This window comes from Ignavibacteria bacterium (genome assembly GCA_016707005.1).
Classification (GTDB): domain Bacteria; phylum Bacteroidota; class Ignavibacteria; order Kapaibacteriales; family Kapaibacteriaceae; genus UBA10438.
On sequence record JADJIQ010000002.1, the window covers coordinates 1 to 18,299 of the forward strand.

Below are 18,299 nucleotides of genomic sequence, written 5' to 3' on the forward strand. Positions count from 1 at the left end.
CGTCCTTATCGCCCCTTTGCACCATCGACTGATATTCGGCAGTAGGGATGTTCTTGCGCTTGCTATCGTCGTGACGTAGCGTTTCAACGATCTTGGGTGGTTTCTTAGCCATGTGGTGTGTTCCGTTCGATTGAGGCCGCAAGGATCTGGTCAAATCGCTGAGCCACCTGCTTTTCAAAGTTGTCTTCCATCTCGTAGATGTCTGTGAATTCCGCAAAGGCCCACCGGCCATAAGATCCGAGGTTGTTTACACCGGGGATCCAGTAGGTGTCCATGGTGAGCTTCTTTTCTTTTGCATCCTCTCTTCGATAGCCTTTGACTTCGATGACGAGATGGAGGAGATCGTCGGGGCCGTGGCCATCATCAACGAGAACGATGAAGTCCGGCAGGTACCGACGCATCTCGGTGCCGTATCGGTATGGGACTTCAAATCCAAGATTGCGGTTCTTCACGTAGGCGCGAACTCGTGGGTGTGATTCTACAACCCGGCAGAGTTCACCTTCCCAATCGCTGTCGAGGATGACCCAGTTGACGTGACTCTTCTCCGCGTTGGTCTCCCATCGCAACGTCTGCGATGTATTGAACCGTACATAGCTGGTTGAACCAGTGGGGTTGTATGGGTCCAAAAGCACCTTCACGGGACGCTCCCCAAGGAAATGCTGGGTGATTCCCGCCGTAATCTTATTACACGCCATGTCTGCCAGTTCCAAATACATGAGCTGCGCTGGAAACGTACCGCCCTTGCACTCCAGACATGTATCGAGCCACTGCTTGGTGATCTGTTTGAGTTGTCCAAAGAGGTGGAGCTTTGGTTCTTCACCTGGGTCGCGCCACATGTTGTACAGCAGACGATGCGTGAGATTGTAGAGGATCGTTGCCGGACGCATCTCGCTCAGGTGCTCAAGATTCATGTTCACACCTTCGCCAATGATCCCTTCGTTACGTGTTAACGATGGGCCTACCAGGTCAGGCGAGAGCACAAGGACCGAGTCTGCGGTAAAGGTTGCTTCTAAGCGCTCTTCCGGCAGCTCAGTACGGTAGCCTTCCACGCGAGGGAACCTGATCTCAAGGTGAGCACGCTCCGGTCGAACTGCCTTCACCTGAATTGTTCGACGGGGCGGCTTGCGGTTGCCTCTACCGCTTGCGCGTTGAAGTCAAAGGGAATGCCAAAGACGTCAGCATACTCTACATCAAACAATCCTTCGTCGTTGAGATCATACGACTGACGACGAAGTGCTCTGCCGATCACTTGTTCGCAAAGAAGTTGTGTGCCGAATGCACGTACGCCCAATACGTGTGTTACAGTGTTGGCGTCCCATCCTTCAGTTAACATGGAGACCGAGACAACACAACGGATAGAAGCGCCAAGCTGACCCGGCTTCCCTACCGTGTTCATCACCTCCCTAAGGAGTTCTTGGTCCGTGATGCTCTCACCAGATCTTGCATTACCAGTGCGCTCAACCATTTCGCGCCGGAATCTCTCTATCTCGTCCCCTGCCATGGCGCGGAAGTTGTCATCAAGTGCATCACCGGCTTCTAGCTGTTCGCTATCGATGAGCAACGTGTTCGGTCTCGAAGAGGTTTCCGTTGTCATCGAAGTTTCTAAACAGCGCAAGCCGTCCGTTCTCCAAGCGCGTGGTAGTGTCATCGATCTTCCGCTGGAAACCAGAGACGTAGTCGTACACCAGCTTCGAGATCGCGGTGTTCTGACAGACGATGATGAAGCATGGAGGAACAGTGATCCCTTCCTTCTTCCACAGGTCAAGGTCTTTACGTAGTGACCATACAACGCTTCGAGTGCTGTTAAGAGCTTTGTTGGGAGCTTAAGAGGTCAAGCTCCTCTCCACTTCTACGCCCCGACTTTGGTAGACCGGACTTTACGTTCGCCCAGAGATTGCGGTACATCGGCAATTCGTCTCCCGGGATGTTCTCTGCAATCGGCACGCGTGGCAGCTTTACAATTCCGCACTCGATAGCGTCCATCAGCGAGAAATCGCTCATGGTCCAGTGGAACATCGTTCCCTCAACATATCCGGAACCACTGAGGAAGAACGGAGTTGCAGAGAGATCCATCACACGCTGAACGCTAAGCTTTCTGTTCACCGCTTCGATGCCAGAGATCCAAAGTCGAGCTGCCTCGTTGTTCTTCTCAGCTTCCTTTCGTTCGTCACCCTTGAGATCAGATCCATCGTCATCGGGGTTCGGCTTTTCTCTGTAGCAGTGGTGTGCCTCGTCATTGATGACCATGATGTTCTTTAACCCCATCAGGTCCGGCATCACACGCTGGATCATCTGCCCCTCGGTTTCCAAGTGTCAAGGGGCTTCTCCCTGTCCGCCCTTGCAGAAGTTGACGTCCACCCTTCGACAGTTCGATCCGCTCGCGCAGTTTGAACGCATGGTAGTTTGTGATGACGATCTTCGCCTTGTTGACATCCTCAAGCATGTCATGCGGAACGAGTTCGCGATCTTTGTAATAGCTATTCGGATCATTCGGCTGCAATACTTGGAGTCGATCTTGATCGTTAGACCAGGAGCACAGACCAAGAAGCCCCTTGTGAAAGTCTTACTAGAAGGCCTGCGTACCGCATTCACAGTTTGCCAGGCGATGATCATCGCCATTACCGTTGTTTTTCCTGCACCAGTAGCAAGCTTCAATGCAATGCGCATGAGGTCAGGATTCGCATCCCTATTGGCCGAGGCCAGATACTCCAAGATCCTCTTCCCGGCTTGAGTGTGTGGTGCTACTTCAGCAAGCCATATCGCCGTTTCAACCGCTTCGATCTGACAGAAGAACGGGCGGACACCACCGAATTCATGATGTCGCCAATGGTGAAGGAGTCGTGCCGTTTCCGGCGTTACCTGCCATAGAGCCTGCTGCGGAATAGACCGCCATGCTTCTACCAGTCCACGAACCTCATTGATGATCGACCGAGTTTCGTACTGCTGTCCCTTTGTTGATATCCCGTCACCCTCTTCAAACCCAAGAACTTCCTGTTCAGCTGCCCTTCGCTTCTTCGGCTTCGGGATCGGTGTTATGAAGTCGGCAGGACGTCGAAACTCAAGGATCTTTTGTGTCGGCTGTCCGGACCCATCCAACTCCCAATGCAACTCCGGTCGTTTGTACGGAGAGTTCAGGATCGGTCTACTGAAGAACGGATTTGACTCGGCAGAAGCATTACTCACAAACAGCACCCTCGGTATACGCCCAACACATATCTACAACCCTGCAATTTACACTTCTGGCACTAACCCATTGAACTGTACTGGGACGACGTATTGTGTCGTGTGTGTGTGGGGGGGGGGGCTGATGGACTATCGTTAAAAGGACTATGGAAACGTTCTCATGAACAATGGGCTGAGTTCTACTACCATCTCATTTTTTCTCTTTGCTCCTTCTCTCCATAATTATTAGTTGAGCATATATCGCAATGATTGTCGAGGTTGTTGTAGGTACTGAGGAGTAACCACCAGCGGAATTTGATGAGCATTACACACGGATTCTCCAGTGTTCTCCCGAACGAGCGATAACCCCGTCTTGATCTCCACACAAGCAGAGCGCTCATTCTCGAGACTACAATCCTACCGCACCGCCGTTCCATCCCGCTTTATAGCCTGCTGTAGGTTTGTCGCGACCTTCCCTGCGTATGCATAAGTCAAGAGTTCTTTGGCTTCCTTTGATTTAGTCAAGATGTCTAACTGTTCTTCGGGATAGTGCTTACTTGCGCTCTTCTCAATGGAGTCACGCAATTCTGCAAGAGCCTTTTTTATGCTCGCGGGAAGATCGTTTCGTCCGAACTGATGACCGCTTAGCATATCTGTCGCTCTTTCTACATCGAATCGAACTTTTCTGCACGCATCTAGACAAGAATAGAAAATGATGAGTTTCGCCACTTGAGAGTTCTTCTTCTTCAATTTGTGAGCTGTGGGGATAGACTTTATCCAACTGTCCACCAACTTCCCTACCCACACACAAACTGCAAGTTGTGTGTATGCGGGTGAAGTGTAATCATCTGTCTCATATGAACTGAAAATCTTGTTAAACACTTCACGATCAAAGAGTTTAGAGACGCTTTGTCTTGCAGTGCCAATATTTGACGTGCTTGTAAGTGTAGCCATCCACTGTGTGAGACTCCTAATGTCAACGACTTCGTATTCGTGGTAAGCACTGCGATCAATATTTTTCCACTCTGACTCACGACGTTCGAAGTAGATCTTGAAGCGATCCAAATAGCGCGCGATGTTCAACATCGTACGGTCATGTGCGACTAGGTTGTAGGGTTTTACAGGGTTCTGCGTATTGGTCCTTAGGATCACATTACGTAGCAGATTGTTCTCTCTTTGAACATCTACTTCGCATATTCGGATGAGGACCTGGGCATCAGATGTCTTTGCCGAATTGAATACAGATGCAACGGTCTGGCCACCATTGATAACTGAGGGCGAGTGAAGCGTAAATAGATCACCCGAGATGTGAGCCCTGCTGCACGTGATGTAAACACCGTTATTGAACATCCAAAAGTGGTCGGGATCACCAACATATGTTGCCTCGATATCCTCATTGATCTTCGTGTGGAGATCGGTACGGACATTCTGAACCAAAAAGGCGGTGCAGATCTTAGTTGTCAAGCTGCCCTTTTAATTCGCCAAGACTAGCGAGACCCACGTAGCTCTGTGTGTTCCCTACTTTTTTAGAGAAGTACTGGGTGATTGAAAGCTTAATCGGCTTGGAAGTAGGCGTAAAATCCAAAGAGTATAAATTCCAAAGTGGCGTGATGTTATCTACATCCTCTACTTCGATATACTCGGGTATCTCATCATCTGAGCGACACTTATTGGTAACTAGGATGTAGCGACAATCGTACTTCTTTGATCGCACCTTTTCTCTAGTTTCGTTGTACAGCCTCTTGAGATCAGCTCGTAGTGTCTTGACATGCTCCTCCCAACGATGCTTATTGCTTCCGCGAATTCTTTCTACGTCTTCTACAAATTTCAGAAGGTCTTCTTTCGGAATGCGTCCTGGCGGGTCCACTTGACTGTATTTCGACTGGATGATGTAGATGAAACCGTCGTCTTCTACGATTGCATCAAAGCCACCATCACCGCTTTTATCGGTGTAGTGTGCTTTGACCTTTTTACCGAATCGCGCTCTGATGTACCATTTGCAGAAGCCATGATCAGCATCTGCATAATGTCCAAACTTCGCTTGAAGATAGGTTTCTAAATCTTGATTCATATTCACGTTTCCCCCGTAAATCGATTTTCGTAAGCCGGTGCTGCTGACCTCTACTCCGGTAGATGGCGACCCCTACTTAAATCATCTGCGTCATGTGGAATTGATGGCTGACAATAATACCTATTTATCATTTGAGTTAAATATTCTTCAATAGAGACCATTTCACATGTCGGAATCATCTAGGAACTCCGCGACAAGTGAACACCCAAGACCGCACACAAGCGGGTACTTGAAATTGCATTCCAACGTTGCAGCAACTATGATCTAGTATTGCGCCTAGACGAATCGCGCCTTACATTTTCCCGGTGTTCAGTTGTGTTCGGAATACGGTGGTCAACGTGAGCGGTATCTTCAAGCAGCGTTCACCGCGATGTCACCGTTTTGACTATTATTCTGGTCAATGAATAGGCATCGCAATAATCCAGTCGCTCAATACCTATCCCTAATGACTACTATGAGGGGAAGATTAGACCTAGTTGTACTGTTAGAATCAATGCCCTTACTCGACTATCACATATGTGAGACGGCCGCCTTTCATGGAAGGAAAGTCATCGAAGGTATTGCTTTTGGATGTTTGCTTGCATTAGATAACGCATCCATTTCCATTCCTCGAGATGTTGTCGGTCACTGGGCTGCTGATAAGATCCTTTGGGTCTACGTAACAGAAATCTGAGAGTGTATCCAAGTCCTAGCATCTGGCGCAACTCGACCCAGGAGGAGATGAAGGAGTCAGGTCCACGGACAGTCGTGCTGGGCATTCCGGAGCGAAGGATAACGCATGAAGAGCTCATTCAAATGTATAGGCGCCTACACCGGTGGGTACATGAACGAAATCCTTATGACACCACTGACAATCACGCATTTAATGCCAAGAACAGTCAACAGTTGTGGTTGGATTTGCGTAAGGTTAACAACTTCATAGAACGGCATGTGATTTCGATACATGGACACGGATACTTCTGTACATTACGGGATAGTGTCGACGGCTTGACGAAAGTTGTTCGGTTGACAAAAGAATCGTGTTGAACCACACAGCCAACACAATCGTCTTTTGCTGTGCAGATTCAGCTCACGCTGACCACCTAATTCCGCATGCAAATGACCACAGGACAATGTAGAGTGCGATTCTACTATGCGCGATGCTAGATTGCAGTTGCCTCTGTGTTGTAGTGCTGTGTATGATTGTCACTTTTATGCTGATTAGGGTAGTCGCATAACGCGGAGTCCCTGCTGCCGCCACACAAAGCACAGCACTTCTATCCCTTTCACACGAGTGGCTACATACGATGGGCTTTAACGTTAAACTCTACATCAACGAGTCCTTTGCCACGACCGCTGAGAATCTAGCTTTGCGGAACCTCGTGAACAGGCTTCAGGCTGTCAGTCTACCTCCTAACGACCCGCATAGTGGAGATGGATCCCCCTTATGGATCTTCGTCGAGCCTCATCTGTTCACTCATGTTGGGCGAAGCGGAACACGTCGCTCAAAGCCGGACCTGTTGATAGTGAAGCGGAACGCAATGCTTGTCGTAGAAATGAAGCACTGGTGGGGTGAGATTGCTTTGCCGCAGCTTCCCGCAGAGAGGGATGGCGTGTGGGACGGAAGAGCGCCTGGAGGATTCGTGTTCGAGCGCAGGAAGCCGAATCCGTTGAGCCAGGTTGAATTCAACAGAGAGACACTAAAGATCTGGTTACGCGAGCGATCTGCAGGTTTGCCGTCGTCAGCAGCCAAGACATCAAACTGGGACAAGATCTCCCGCACGATCCTTTTCACGCATCCCGAGCTGCGCATTATAGGTGGCGTACCGTCCTATTTCCAGCCAACTGCCGTTAGCTCTCTGCACCATGTTCCTGATACTATCGATATAGTCGAAGAGATAGCGAGTGCGGCTACGGGTGTGAGGGATCCGAAGACAAATCCTATACCACAGATCTATCTTGACGATGCGGACGCCGAGTTTCTGGCAAGTGAGCTCGGCCTCGTCCGTCAAGGGGATCCCTTCGCTATTGCCCTTCGTAAGTTCGTTGGCCCGAAGGGAATCATTTCTCATTGGTGGCCAGGGGTCCAACCGCCCAACGAGACAGAAGCCAAAGCTGATCCAGCGATCGAACAACTGCCAGTCCAGATCCGTCTCGTAGAGTTCTATAGACGCAAGTTAGCTGCCGAGGCCAAAGCTAATCCGGATATCAATCTGCATAGCGATGGGAAAGCTTGGGCAAAGCATCTTACTATACCACAGAACCAGGAGACTTTGATGTCTTTTGGCGAGACTGTGCTGATTGGCAAGGAGATTGTTCCAAAGGCGCTTGCAGGCGAGAGCGAGCTGGCATACGGTCTGTTCTGGAATGTGCGAACGGGACCCTGACACCTCCTTCCACTCCGCTTCCCACTCTCTTTTACATAGGATGCTCGTTGGATTTAATGAGCGAGAATCAAGCGCGCATTATCCCAGAGAATCCGTCGGCTATTGAGTTAAACGCTGATCTGCTCCAAACGTTTCGCCCATTTTCTCTGATGGACGACGAGGAGTTCAGCGCCTTTCTTACGGCGTGCTGAGAGCCACAAAGGTTTCAAGCGAGTTCAGTTTGTTCTCCAACAGATCGATTACATACCCGAGACAGTAGTTGATCACGGAATGGAGCTGGTCAGTGAGTTCCCGGCGAATGCCGACCTGCTGCATGCTGCGGTGCTTTTTCATTCCGGATAAGATGATGACGAGGCGTCTTCTCAACGATCTTACTTTCGGTCCAAAGTAGTTGGCAAAGCACTCTCGCAGCAGGATCAACGCCCGGTGACCTTGCATGGAATCTTCTGTCCCATCATTCAGAACTAGGGTGTGCAACAACACCCGACTACAGAGTACGAATAGCTAGTCCTCTCAACTATGAACAGTCTCGAGTTCTACAACTGGTGCGCGATCCGGGAGTGAATGTGGTTGCAGTTCAGGGCCCACCAGGAACTGGCAAAACACGGGTACTGGCAAGTCTTACCGCTGACTGCATTGCCGTACCTCGTACAATGCTCATCACGAGCACGAACAACACTGCAGTCTCTAACGTTGTTTCCCAACTTGCGAACTTTGTCCGCTACCCTGCCATCTTCAAGATCGGCAGTGTAAAGACTATCGAGGACTTTCGGACAACTCTCACTGAGTTTCCGCCAGTGGGGCGAATGCCCCACCACAAGCCGATAGGGCTGACGTAGCCTCTTGGGCTAAACAACTCGAACTGCTTGACGGTGAGATACACGATTCGGGTCTGCAACTGGATGAGTATTACCGCTGCAAGGAGCAACTTGCTCAAGCCAATGAAGCGCTGAGTCGGATTCTACTCCAGTTCCCTGTGTTACAGTCTCTTGATGTTTCAGATTACGATCATGCGCTTAAGGAGGCAGAGACAGCGCGAGTGATAGCAGAAGACTACCGACAGTTGAAGGAAGCGGCAAACTCATTCTTCAAGCGCCTGAGGGAGTCGTTTAAGGGTCGAGTTGGTGCGCTTCGTGTTTTTACTCGCAAGTCTTTTCTGATAGGAGCTGGCTAGCTGGTTCGATTTCTGCATCGCGGACTCATTATCTCCTGGTTGGGAGGCATTGCTTCGTGCCCTTTCGAGCCACCAGCAGGCAACGGTATTCGAGTGACCGTTGACGAGCACATTCTATGGAGCGAGCCGCGTGAGTTGCTTGCCATATTCGTTGACAGCTTCGACGAGAACACTAGCAGGCAGCACTTTTAGAAGCTACAAGAACACCGGAGTATCCTCTGCACGAGCTTGTTACGAACTGGGCATCAGAAAGAAGATGCTGATGCTGATCAATACGACACCGGACTTGTTGATACTTCGATCCCACCCAACCTAGCCACAGTCAACAGATTCTCGCCATTAGCGTGCACTCTTCACTCTGTATCGAAGTACTACCCTCCGAGTCCTGGGATCGTGGACGTTGTAGCAATCGACGAGTCGAGTCAATGTTCAATAGGCGTTGCACTGCCAGCCTTGTTTCGAGCCAAGAAGCTTGTAGTGGTTGGCGACCTCAAGCAGCTTCAACCAGTGTCATCGCTAGTAGAATCGAAACTCATTGACATAGCCATTGAGTGTAGCGTGGACTCAGATGACCTAGCACTATGGGTGAACCCTCAGTCAAGTCTTCAATCTCTCGTGGAGTATCAGATTTCGAGAGCGGGTTCTGATACCGTTGTTCGTCTCACCGATCACCACAGGAGCGTCCCGGAGATCATTGAGTTCAGCAACACCACCTTCTACCAAGGCACTCTTCGACTTAGACGGACAGCCAATAGTGAAGGCACACAGCTGAAGTGGATCGACATAAGAGGCACAGAGGTTGACAAGGTCAACTCTGATGAAATCGATGCTGTGATAGCTCAAATCAAAGTCCTCTTGGAGCATGGCATCCTGCCTTCGGATATCGGTGTTGTCACTCCATTCACGTACCAAAAGCACGAGTTGACTGATCATTTCCGTACGAGAGGTGGGCACGGGGTTCCTAGGTGACAAGGATAGCCCCGGTGTCATGATTGACACGGCTCACGGATTTCAGGGCAACGAGCGCCATACGATGATCATCTCGACTGTGATCACCAGCAAATCGAAGCCAGGCCGAGTTCGTTGGGTCACGACAGGCTCAACAGCCGCCAGTTTGATCAACGTTAGCGTGACTCGGGCAACCGACTGGTTGATCGTTGTCGGAGACAGTAGCGCAGCACATGGTTACCTCGGCGATCTGAAGAGATGGATCGATCAGCATACTTCTTAACACGTGAATCCGCTGTGGTTGAGACTCCTCGCAGGAGGCCACCGCTATTCGCACGCATCGGACCATCATATCAATCCGTTGGCTGATCCTTTAAGCCCAATGCTAGATTGCTGTCGCTTCTACAGTGAAGCGTGAAGACAGGTGATCACTCATGATGGGATTCTGATGGTCAATGAGCAAGGATTCTCCTCTCGTTTTTTGGTGACCAGTGCGTGATTGGTCGTGCTGGTCACATGAACGCGGAATGTGGTGGAGGCGTGGAGCGGATGGTCCATGTATATAGCGTCGGCTAGCACAGTTGGGCGTTCATCACGTGCTGAAAACATGCCTAGTCCAGCGATCATGATGGCGGTCAACGTCATTGATGACGAGTGTAGCAAGCCCCATTCCCATAATGTACGAGCAAACACCCACAATGCACGCGCGCCTACACCCACGTACGGGATGTGACGCGAAGGTATGCCATCGCCCCAGCAATTACGGGCAGATATCCGCAAGTACGCGCGAAAACACCCATACATGGGTACTGGGCGAACAACCGTCCAGAAAGTGGACACAAGAAGGGGTCAACAAGGGACTTCGAAGCGGTTAGTACGCATGCGTTTGGCATGTTGCGACGGGATTGGCATGGTTCGGAGCGCGAATGCATAGATCGAGGGACTTGACCAGCATGTTCCGTGCAACAATGACCGCTGTCGCAGCACTTGCGGTTACTGATCGGCATGGGTCTGGAACAAAGTACGGCTGATCTACACACCGATGGATGCGGTGATCAGGTACGGGCGGAGTAAGGTTGGTGAAGATGGCCTTACAAATGGATATCAACACTAGGCGGCACTATCTAGTGATCGTGATGAGAGTATCAATGACGTCTGATGTGGCTACTCTTGATCCGCTGCACCTGTGTATGAAGTAGTATCTCTCATCATCACCTGTCGTCCATATTCGCTCGCTACTTGTCAATACATCTCCAGCTATGTAATACGTCCTACCCACTTGGATATCCACACCACAGGATCCTTTCCCTACTTCAGTAATCACGTCGATTCTTGCGAACTTCTTCGCACCCTTAACATTGACCACAATACACATCCTCGCTTTGAGGCATGCCGTTTCGCCTTTGTAAGATCGTAGCCGCCCATTACCCTTGACAGTGTCTGATTCCACCGATTCGCATAGCGCCTAGAGCAACAAGTCCATAACTCGCCTTCGCCTTAACCATTGGCGTAGGCCCGAAAACACAGCTACAGGTTGTCATCGGTACAGATGCTGCGCAGAGTAAGATCATTGCAACGATAAGCTTAGGCGTCATTTCGTTCCCCTTGTTCAGATGCAAAGTAGTGCATATTCCGCAGGCATCTGCCGCAGAGTTCCTTCTGGAGATTCCGCCTGCCCTGATCATCATGTTACTGGTCTCGATGACCACAAACAATATTTCTACAGCGGCAAAAACAACCGCAATCTGGCACTGGGCATCGCATCGCCACATTCCGCAGCAGGGCGCTGCTCAGCGAATGCAGAATGTAGGGAATGATGTGGCCGGGATTTCAAACAATACACTAAGGCGCACTATGTAACTCTACTACCATGGATGGCAAAGCTCGTTCAAGAGTCCGCAGGACACCCTCCAGAACACTACCCTGCAATCTTGTGCAATAGAAGAACTTCATGGGATACATCGCTGGATCTGTGTATTGTGATGAGCTCCGAAGCGTGTACGTACCCCACGGCGTTTCTTCGCGTCTATACCGTCGTAGAAATCGCCATTCAGCAACGATGTTGGAAACACGTATTGTGTTGACAGTGTCACCATTCCGAATAACAAATGTATCGACCGAGCACCCTCGAATCTTGCCGGCTTCAAGTGGATACTTATAGATTGTATCCCCTACTGCTTCGTCATTGATCGTCTCAACTACGTCATTGAGAAAGCGAGATTCGACCGTCTCCGCCAGAGGAATGCCAAATGCCACCGGAGCGATTGCTGTGTCGTGAGAGAACATAGGTCGATACACCCTTGCCATTGAATCCGGCGAGATTGATACGTACTCGCGTTCATACTGCAGCGTATCGGAGATGTACATGCGAACATTTACATAGACCTGAGCATGTGATGACACACTGAGAACAATTAGCGTCATCAATAGCGCAATAGTGGGCATACTGCTCATCACAGTTCCTCTGTATATCGACATCAAATGACACAGCTAATGGTAGTTGACTATTTCAATCTAGCATTGGTTTTTGAATCTCTGCTTCATAGTGCATACTGTTTGAGCGGTGCGGAGTTGGTCTGACACTTTCTTCTAGTCCCCTGTTCGCTCACTTGACAAGACTCTTCACTGTGTCGATGATCTCTGCGTTGACAACCCGTGATCCGCTGCACCTGTTCAAGACGAACGGAGGTTCTTCATCCGTCCCAACCCACACTCTATCTTCGGGAGTGATTCTATCAGCTGCAATGTAGTATGTCTCACCCTCCCTCATACTGATCCCACACGATCCTTTGCCAACAGCAGTAATGGTCTCAATTCGTTGTAGGGTCTTCGTTCCCTTTACGGAGACGAGAACGCACATCCTAGCCTTGAGGACTGTCAAGTATTGCGTGTGCCCTCTCGGTGACTTTGTGTCTTTGACAGAGTCCTGCGTTACCGTTTCACACAAAGCCAAGGCGACAAGCTCATATCTCGATCGAGATTCCGCGATTGGTGTGGTTCCACCAATACAGCTCCCAGTACACAAAGGCACAGTCATCACCGAGAGCAGGAATAATACAATCGCCAACCCTAATACTCATAGAGTCCCTTCATCACAGCTATTGAGGGAAGCAACCGCAAGGACGCAGGGCCTTGTTCAAACAGGTCATTGACACAAGCCGTGATATCGTTGATGATTCCTCTACACGTGAGAGGGCGACGAACGAGCACATCATGCTTCATCGACCGGCTGCAATCTATCATTGGGCATCGTTTTTCTTCTCACTCGAGATGTCGACCAAGTCATTCGCAGACGACGCGATCACTGGTAGCGGAACTATAGGCCCATTCCCATCACGTACGAGCATATACCCACAATGTACGCGCACCTACACCCACGTACGGGATGTGACGCGAAGGTATGCCATCGCCCCAGCAAATACGGGCAGATATCCGCAAGTACGCGCTAAAACACCCATACATGGGTACTGGGCGAACAATCGTCCAGAAAGAGGACACAAGAAGGGGTCAACACGGGACTTGGAAGCGGGTTGTGCGCATGCGAATGGCATGTTGCGACACGAATGTCACGGTTCGGAGCGCGAAACAGACGGACACACCCGGCTTCGGGCGACTTTGCGGAGGGAATCGTTCCTGATTTGACCTAGCTTAGTGGTCATTCACGCAGGAGGTTCAATTCTTGCATACTCGACGAGAGAACTATCGATGAAGCAACCATGTCGATCTCGTAAGCAGCCTTCTGCATTTGCGGAGAGAGGAATATTGACGTGCCTAGCGGCAGCACTCTGCTTCATTGCTTCCATGATTCCCCTTCAGGCACAGAGATTGGCAATATCGGACAATCATGTTTCTCTCGTGTGTGCCGACGGAAACGTGTATTCATGGGGCTCCAACGGACAAGCTGAACATGGCAACGGATCTGCTTCGGAGTGGTTTAGCGGCAACTCGACTTGATTATGTAGGTCCGATCAGCGGGATCTTCGCTCATCAGGCCGGCGGTGCTCTTGTAACGCCGACAGGTGAGGTGTATGCGTGGGGCGCATTCACGAACCACTGGCTCACGCTCGGAGTGCCATCCTGGCAGTTGGTAGAGGCAACTCCACGAAAGGTCACGTCAGTTTCAAATGTTAGGAGCGTGCTTGGTTATTCTACTGAGTTCCTATTCATCAGTAAGGACGATTCGGTACTTGTAACGGGCCGTAATAATGCAGGACAGTATGGCAATGGGACTGAGGCACACCTGGATTCCGGATATGCTACGGTCAACATCAGTGAGGTTGAGCATCTGTTTATCAATCGACTATCGTTCTTCGCGATCAAGAAGGACGGAACACTATGGGGCTGGGGTGGGAATGGCTACGCAATGATCGATTCTTCCGGCCAAAAGAAGGTGACAATACCAATTCAGATGATGCCAGAACTGCGCTTTCGTACTGGGTGCAGTTCAGATGACAATCAGTATAGATTCGTTACTGAGGGTGGTGATCTGGTTGTCTGGGGATTCAATCGCTTCGGGATGATGGGTACAACTGAGGCTTTCGTTACTACTCCCAGAACTGTTTCGTTACCACGCAGAGTGATTTCTGTTGCAGGTGGCATCAACCACACGGCAATGTTACTTGATGATGGCACTGTGGTGTCGTTTGGAAGTAACGAGCATGGTCAGCTTGGTCGACTCCTGGACGCGAACGGAAACATGATCGAGTCATCGTCAACTCCAGTCGTCGCCTCTGGATTGAGTGATGTCGTCGAGATCGCCGCATGGAGAATACCACCTTTGCCCTCACAAGGGACGGGAATATGTATGGATGGGGCGATAACTGGTTGTCTTGGATAAAGGAAGGCGGGCCAAGGACGTGTCCGTTTCCGGAGCGAATCGTGCTACCATGCGAGATCTCGACAAGCGTGTCAGAATCGCCCAATACAGAGCGATTCTCCATCCATCCGAACCCGCATTCCTCAGTAGAAGTTCACTTCTCAGGTCGCGATCATGGCGGAAGTGTCTCCGTCTACGACATACACGGCAGCCGAGTGTTCGGACCTGTCGCACTTCAAGACGGACACTCGACCTTCGAGATCGCCACTTTGGAGACAGGCATCTATCACGTAGTACTGACCACAAGTGTCGGCATGCATCATCAACAACTCGTGGTCTTACGGTAGAGGTAAAGAATACCACGTGATATTCTGTCTGTTATCAACATCTGAAGTTCATGTTGTGACGATAGCTCGCGAGATGCCAGGTAAGGGCGTGATTCCCCTCTCGCTCCTACGATATAGGTGTGACATACCACTGTATGTGATGATCAGGTAGAGACAGAATGCGGTCGAGCTAACATACGATGTTGCTAATATGCCAACTGATTGTAAAGTGACAGGGAGTACTCGATACTACGGTGATAGTGATTGAATGCCAGGACAATCACTAAACCGCAATCAGATGGCCCTAATACCCGTACTAGTGCTCTTTCGTGCACACTAACGACGATCGAATCTCCTTCGGCAACACCTGAGAGAAACACCGCACGGTTAAGCAAGTATTCTGAGGGTGCAAGGTAGGCGGTCTCATTGGTTCGCAGGTTAGATAGCTTCACCGTGTCCTTGAGACCATCATTCTGAATATGAACACCTACCTTCCCCCGACCGATTGCTCCTAGGTCCGAGTCTGAATACTCTTCATACGATTCCCACACGGTATAGTCTGAGTATGATGATACATCAATTTCGAGATGCTTCGGCTCGTTAACACATCCGATTAGAATGAGTGAGATCATCACTAGCACGCAAATGCCCCATGCACTCATGATTCAGCATCCCAATTGTGATGTTGTGTGTCAACCATCGGAGTTCGCATAGTTGTCACCTTGCGTTTGGAGGTCCATGATGTAGGTTCATTGCTATTCATGAAGTTAACACAGCACATGAGGAAACCTGTGTTTGGTGCATTCGAAGCAGGTTCATTGGAAAGAATGCTCAGCCACACAACACCCAGTATGCGGATCTATTGTCATCCTTCAAGGACGTTGTCGTGTGTATTGGGTGACCGCCTATACGCCTCTTACACGACCCCGCGGGGACCGTCGTTCTGTGTTTTACTAGCTTGTGGTGAGGGGCCGATTAGCATCCGTCCGAGCATCATTCAGATCTCTGTTGTGCTCTGTGACCTGAACGCCACGTTGCCACCGATGCGAACACCAACGCCGAGATTTCCCAACCAGACACTATGACTCCAAGAGAAAGCGGGACAAAGACCGTTTTACTAAGTGGCCAATGATAACTGACTGACGAAATGGCTTTCATGCCGAAATACACCCATACAGCGTAAAGAACGGTCCGACCCAGAGCGACGAGGACATTCGTACGGAGCATGGCAGCTAAAACGAGATGACCGAGGATGATACCTGTCGGCACCCCCCAACCGATCCCAGAGGATCTGCTTTCTGATAGAGCAATTGCAAGACCAGTTGCGATTAGGCACGCGCCAGCCGTGACTGCGATCAAGGCAAGCCATATCATAGGTCTACGACGCATCATGTTGATTCGAAGCCCCTTCCTAAGCGTAGATCAATGCTCTCGCGCACTGCAACTTGAACAAACCCCGTGAATAGGACAACAAAGCCACTATTGCCGTGGCCACACGACGTTCTAGATTGGTCGATTACGCGCGGGAAGCCGTGCTGACATGTTTGGAAGCTAATAGAATGCACACTATCTGACTAGATTCCCATCACGTACGAGCAAACACCCGCAATGTACGCGCACCTACACCCACGTACGGGATGTGACGCGAAGGTATGCCATCGCCCCAGCAAATACGGGCAGATATCCGCAAGTACGCGCTAAAACACCCATACATGGGTACCGGGCGAACAACCGTCCAAGAAGAGGACACGAGAAGGGGTCAACAAGGGACTTTGAAGCGGGTTGTGCGCATGCGTTTGGCATGTTGCGATGCGAATGGCATGGTTTAGACAGCGAATGCACAGATCGAATGACTAGATCATCATGTTCTGTGCTTCAAGGAACACGGTCGGGGCATATGCGGTGACCTTTCGGCATTGGTCTGGCATTAGATATGGCAGATCAAAACACCGACGGACGGAGTGATCAGTTGCGGACGGTACGTAGTGGCTATCGATCGTAGATTCAAGAGAGCATGGTGACTACTTCATCCGAACAAGGCGCATTGCTTCATCAAGGACCTCGTCGGTCTGATCGGAAGTCAGTGACTTCCTGGTAACATTGACCACTTTAGCGATGCGAAGGCCTGTGCGTTGTGTTACACCACCGTCAGGATAGAACACGGCTATACCCGTAAACGTCAGAATACCGTTCCCAGGGAGTTGCAGCCGCTTGATATTGCCATCGGCACCTGCCGTTTGACTTCCGATGACGACAGCTCCTGGTGCTGATGCGAGAATCATTGCGGTGTACTCAAGGCTACTCTGTGTGTTCTCGTCGACCATGATGACAAGTTTACCCTTTAGTGTCCGTCGGTAGTGTCACCGAACACTTGGGGGATGGATGTGTAAATGAAGCGTCCAGGTCTCTTCCAATCTGCGATCGCAAAAATTGCAGGTAAGGACGGCCACGGGAGAAAGAACGTTCCCAGTTCGCGTTGGCCGACTATCCCATCACCGCCCCGCAGATCCACGATCAACCCGTCGCATGCACGCAATTCTCGATCGTACGCTTTGAGGCTATCGACGGAGTATAAATGCATATCAATGAGCCCGTAGTTACCTGTACCCACGCGTCGAAAGAACCGCTCCCTGCGCACAGAGACAGGACTAGGCCCGTGCGCTTGTGAGTATACGGGAACTGTAAGTGTTCGAGCACCTCTTCGTACCAGCACATTAACGGAAGGCATATCAGTACGTACGATCAACTTTGCGACATCACGATACAGGGTGGAAGTATTTGATGTTGGCAGATAGCGCTTCGAGCTATCAACGATCGATTGCACGGACTTCCCGGATATTGCCAGCACCTCATCACCGCGCTTAATTTTGCTGTCGGAGAATGCATCATTCCAATCGCTCGCCACATATGCCTTGCTCCGTATGAACTTCACATCCATACACAACTCAGTATTCCCAAACATCGACGCTAGGTTCGATTGGTAACCACTTACGTAGACGTGCGAATCGCACAGCCAGGTGGAGAGCTCGAGTATAGCCTTCTCAAACAACAGCGTTGAATCTGATTCAGCGATTCTTGGTATGAATGAAGGGAGTGCCTCCTCCCAAGGTCGATCCATCATCGTCCGATACGGGAACAGATAGTGAACGCCATTCCAGAATCGGAACAGCGCAAGCAATCTGTACCCAACTTTCCGCAAGCAACTAGGCGGTGTGGCTATCTCACCGTTGAAAGCATATGTGACCGAATCCGGTACCATATATTTTGAGCATGTGTCGCGCCGTGCATGTTCGACCTTGTGAAGGAGTGCACGAAGGGTCGACGATATGGACCAACTATCGATCCACTTGAGATCAGCCTCTAGTGCAACCATCGTATCAGGCAACGCACCTTCTGTGTTATTCACGGAAAATACGCCTAGCCCTACGACTAGTTG

Annotated in this window: 14 protein-coding genes and 1 pseudogene; 6 read left to right on the plus strand and 9 right to left on the minus strand. The window is 50.3% G+C overall.

What is annotated here, in order from left to right; genetic code table 11:
* The 4 genes and pseudogenes from IPI29_03070 to IPI29_03085 all read right to left on the minus strand — a co-directional run.
* A partial coding sequence (locus tag IPI29_03070) for a DNA methylase (GenBank protein MBK7411517.1) occupies positions 1-112 on the minus strand: 112 nt, incomplete at its 3' end.
* Positions 105-3,183, minus strand: a pseudogene (locus tag IPI29_03075) (DEAD/DEAH box helicase family protein). The gene IPI29_03070 and the pseudogene IPI29_03075, both read right to left, overlap by 8 nt.
* Before the next feature lie 396 nt (positions 3,184-3,579).
* Positions 3,580-4,626, minus strand: coding sequence for an AIPR family protein (locus IPI29_03080; protein MBK7411518.1), 1,047 nt, complete (start codon positions 4,624-4,626; stop codon positions 3,580-3,582).
* Positions 4,616-5,233, minus strand: coding sequence for a hypothetical protein (locus IPI29_03085; GenBank protein MBK7411519.1), 618 nt, complete (start codon positions 5,231-5,233; stop codon positions 4,616-4,618). Before IPI29_03085 ends, IPI29_03080 begins: the two co-directional genes overlap by 11 nt.
* 1,505 nt (positions 5,234-6,738) lie before the next feature.
* Between IPI29_03085 and IPI29_03090 the strand changes: the two genes are divergently transcribed.
* Positions 6,739-7,599: a hypothetical protein gene (locus tag IPI29_03090; protein MBK7411520.1), complete on the plus strand. Its 861-nt coding sequence runs from the start codon at positions 6,739-6,741 to the stop codon at positions 7,597-7,599.
* Positions 7,600-7,776: 177 nt separating this feature from the next.
* Here the strand turns inward: IPI29_03090 and IPI29_03095 are convergent, their stop codons facing one another.
* Positions 7,777-7,932: a hypothetical protein gene (locus tag IPI29_03095; GenBank protein ID MBK7411521.1), complete on the minus strand. Its 156-nt coding sequence runs from the start codon at positions 7,930-7,932 to the stop codon at positions 7,777-7,779.
* A gap of 233 nt (positions 7,933-8,165) precedes the next feature.
* Here IPI29_03095 and IPI29_03100 point away from each other — a divergent pair, with 233 nt between their 5' ends.
* From IPI29_03100 to IPI29_03110, 3 genes are all read left to right on the plus strand, one after another.
* Entirely contained in the window at positions 8,166-8,438 is a 273-nt protein-coding gene (locus tag IPI29_03100) for a hypothetical protein (GenBank protein ID MBK7411522.1), read from the plus strand.
* Between the two features lie 563 nt (positions 8,439-9,001).
* Positions 9,002-9,742, plus strand: coding sequence for an ATP-binding protein (locus tag IPI29_03105; GenBank protein ID MBK7411523.1), 741 nt, complete (start codon positions 9,002-9,004; stop codon positions 9,740-9,742).
* 19 nt (positions 9,743-9,761) lie between these two features.
* Positions 9,762-10,004 (plus strand): hypothetical protein, encoded by a 243-nt coding sequence (locus IPI29_03110; GenBank protein ID MBK7411524.1) that lies wholly within the window; start codon positions 9,762-9,764, stop codon positions 10,002-10,004.
* Positions 10,005-11,563: 1,559 nt separating this feature from the next.
* Here IPI29_03110 and IPI29_03115 read toward each other — a convergent pair.
* Both IPI29_03115 and IPI29_03120 read right to left on the minus strand, forming a co-directional pair.
* Positions 11,564-12,175: a hypothetical protein gene (locus tag IPI29_03115; protein MBK7411525.1), complete on the minus strand. Its 612-nt coding sequence runs from the start codon at positions 12,173-12,175 to the stop codon at positions 11,564-11,566.
* 151 nt (positions 12,176-12,326) lie between these two features.
* A complete protein-coding gene (locus IPI29_03120) occupies positions 12,327-12,581 on the minus strand; it encodes a hypothetical protein (protein MBK7411526.1) in 255 nt (84 codons plus the stop codon).
* Positions 12,582-13,565: 984 nt separating this feature from the next.
* Between IPI29_03120 and IPI29_03125 the strand changes: the two genes are divergently transcribed.
* The gene (locus tag IPI29_03125; protein MBK7411527.1) at positions 13,566-14,558 is read left to right on the plus strand and encodes a hypothetical protein; all 993 of its coding nucleotides are present in this window, start codon (positions 13,566-13,568) and stop codon (positions 14,556-14,558) included.
* A 68-nt stretch (positions 14,559-14,626) separates the two neighbouring features.
* Positions 14,627-14,884, plus strand: a complete 258-nt coding sequence (locus tag IPI29_03130; GenBank protein ID MBK7411528.1) for a T9SS type A sorting domain-containing protein — start codon at positions 14,627-14,629, stop codon at positions 14,882-14,884.
* 2,000 nt (positions 14,885-16,884) lie between these two features.
* Here IPI29_03130 and IPI29_03135 read toward each other — a convergent pair.
* Complete coding sequence (locus IPI29_03135; GenBank protein ID MBK7411529.1) at positions 16,885-17,187, minus strand: hypothetical protein; 303 nt, start codon at positions 17,185-17,187, stop codon at positions 16,885-16,887.
* Positions 17,188-17,204: 17 nt separating this feature from the next.
* The gene (locus IPI29_03140) at positions 17,205-18,269 is read right to left on the minus strand and encodes a hypothetical protein (GenBank protein ID MBK7411530.1); all 1,065 of its coding nucleotides are present in this window, start codon (positions 18,267-18,269) and stop codon (positions 17,205-17,207) included.
* Between the last annotated feature and the right edge of the window lie 30 nt (positions 18,270-18,299).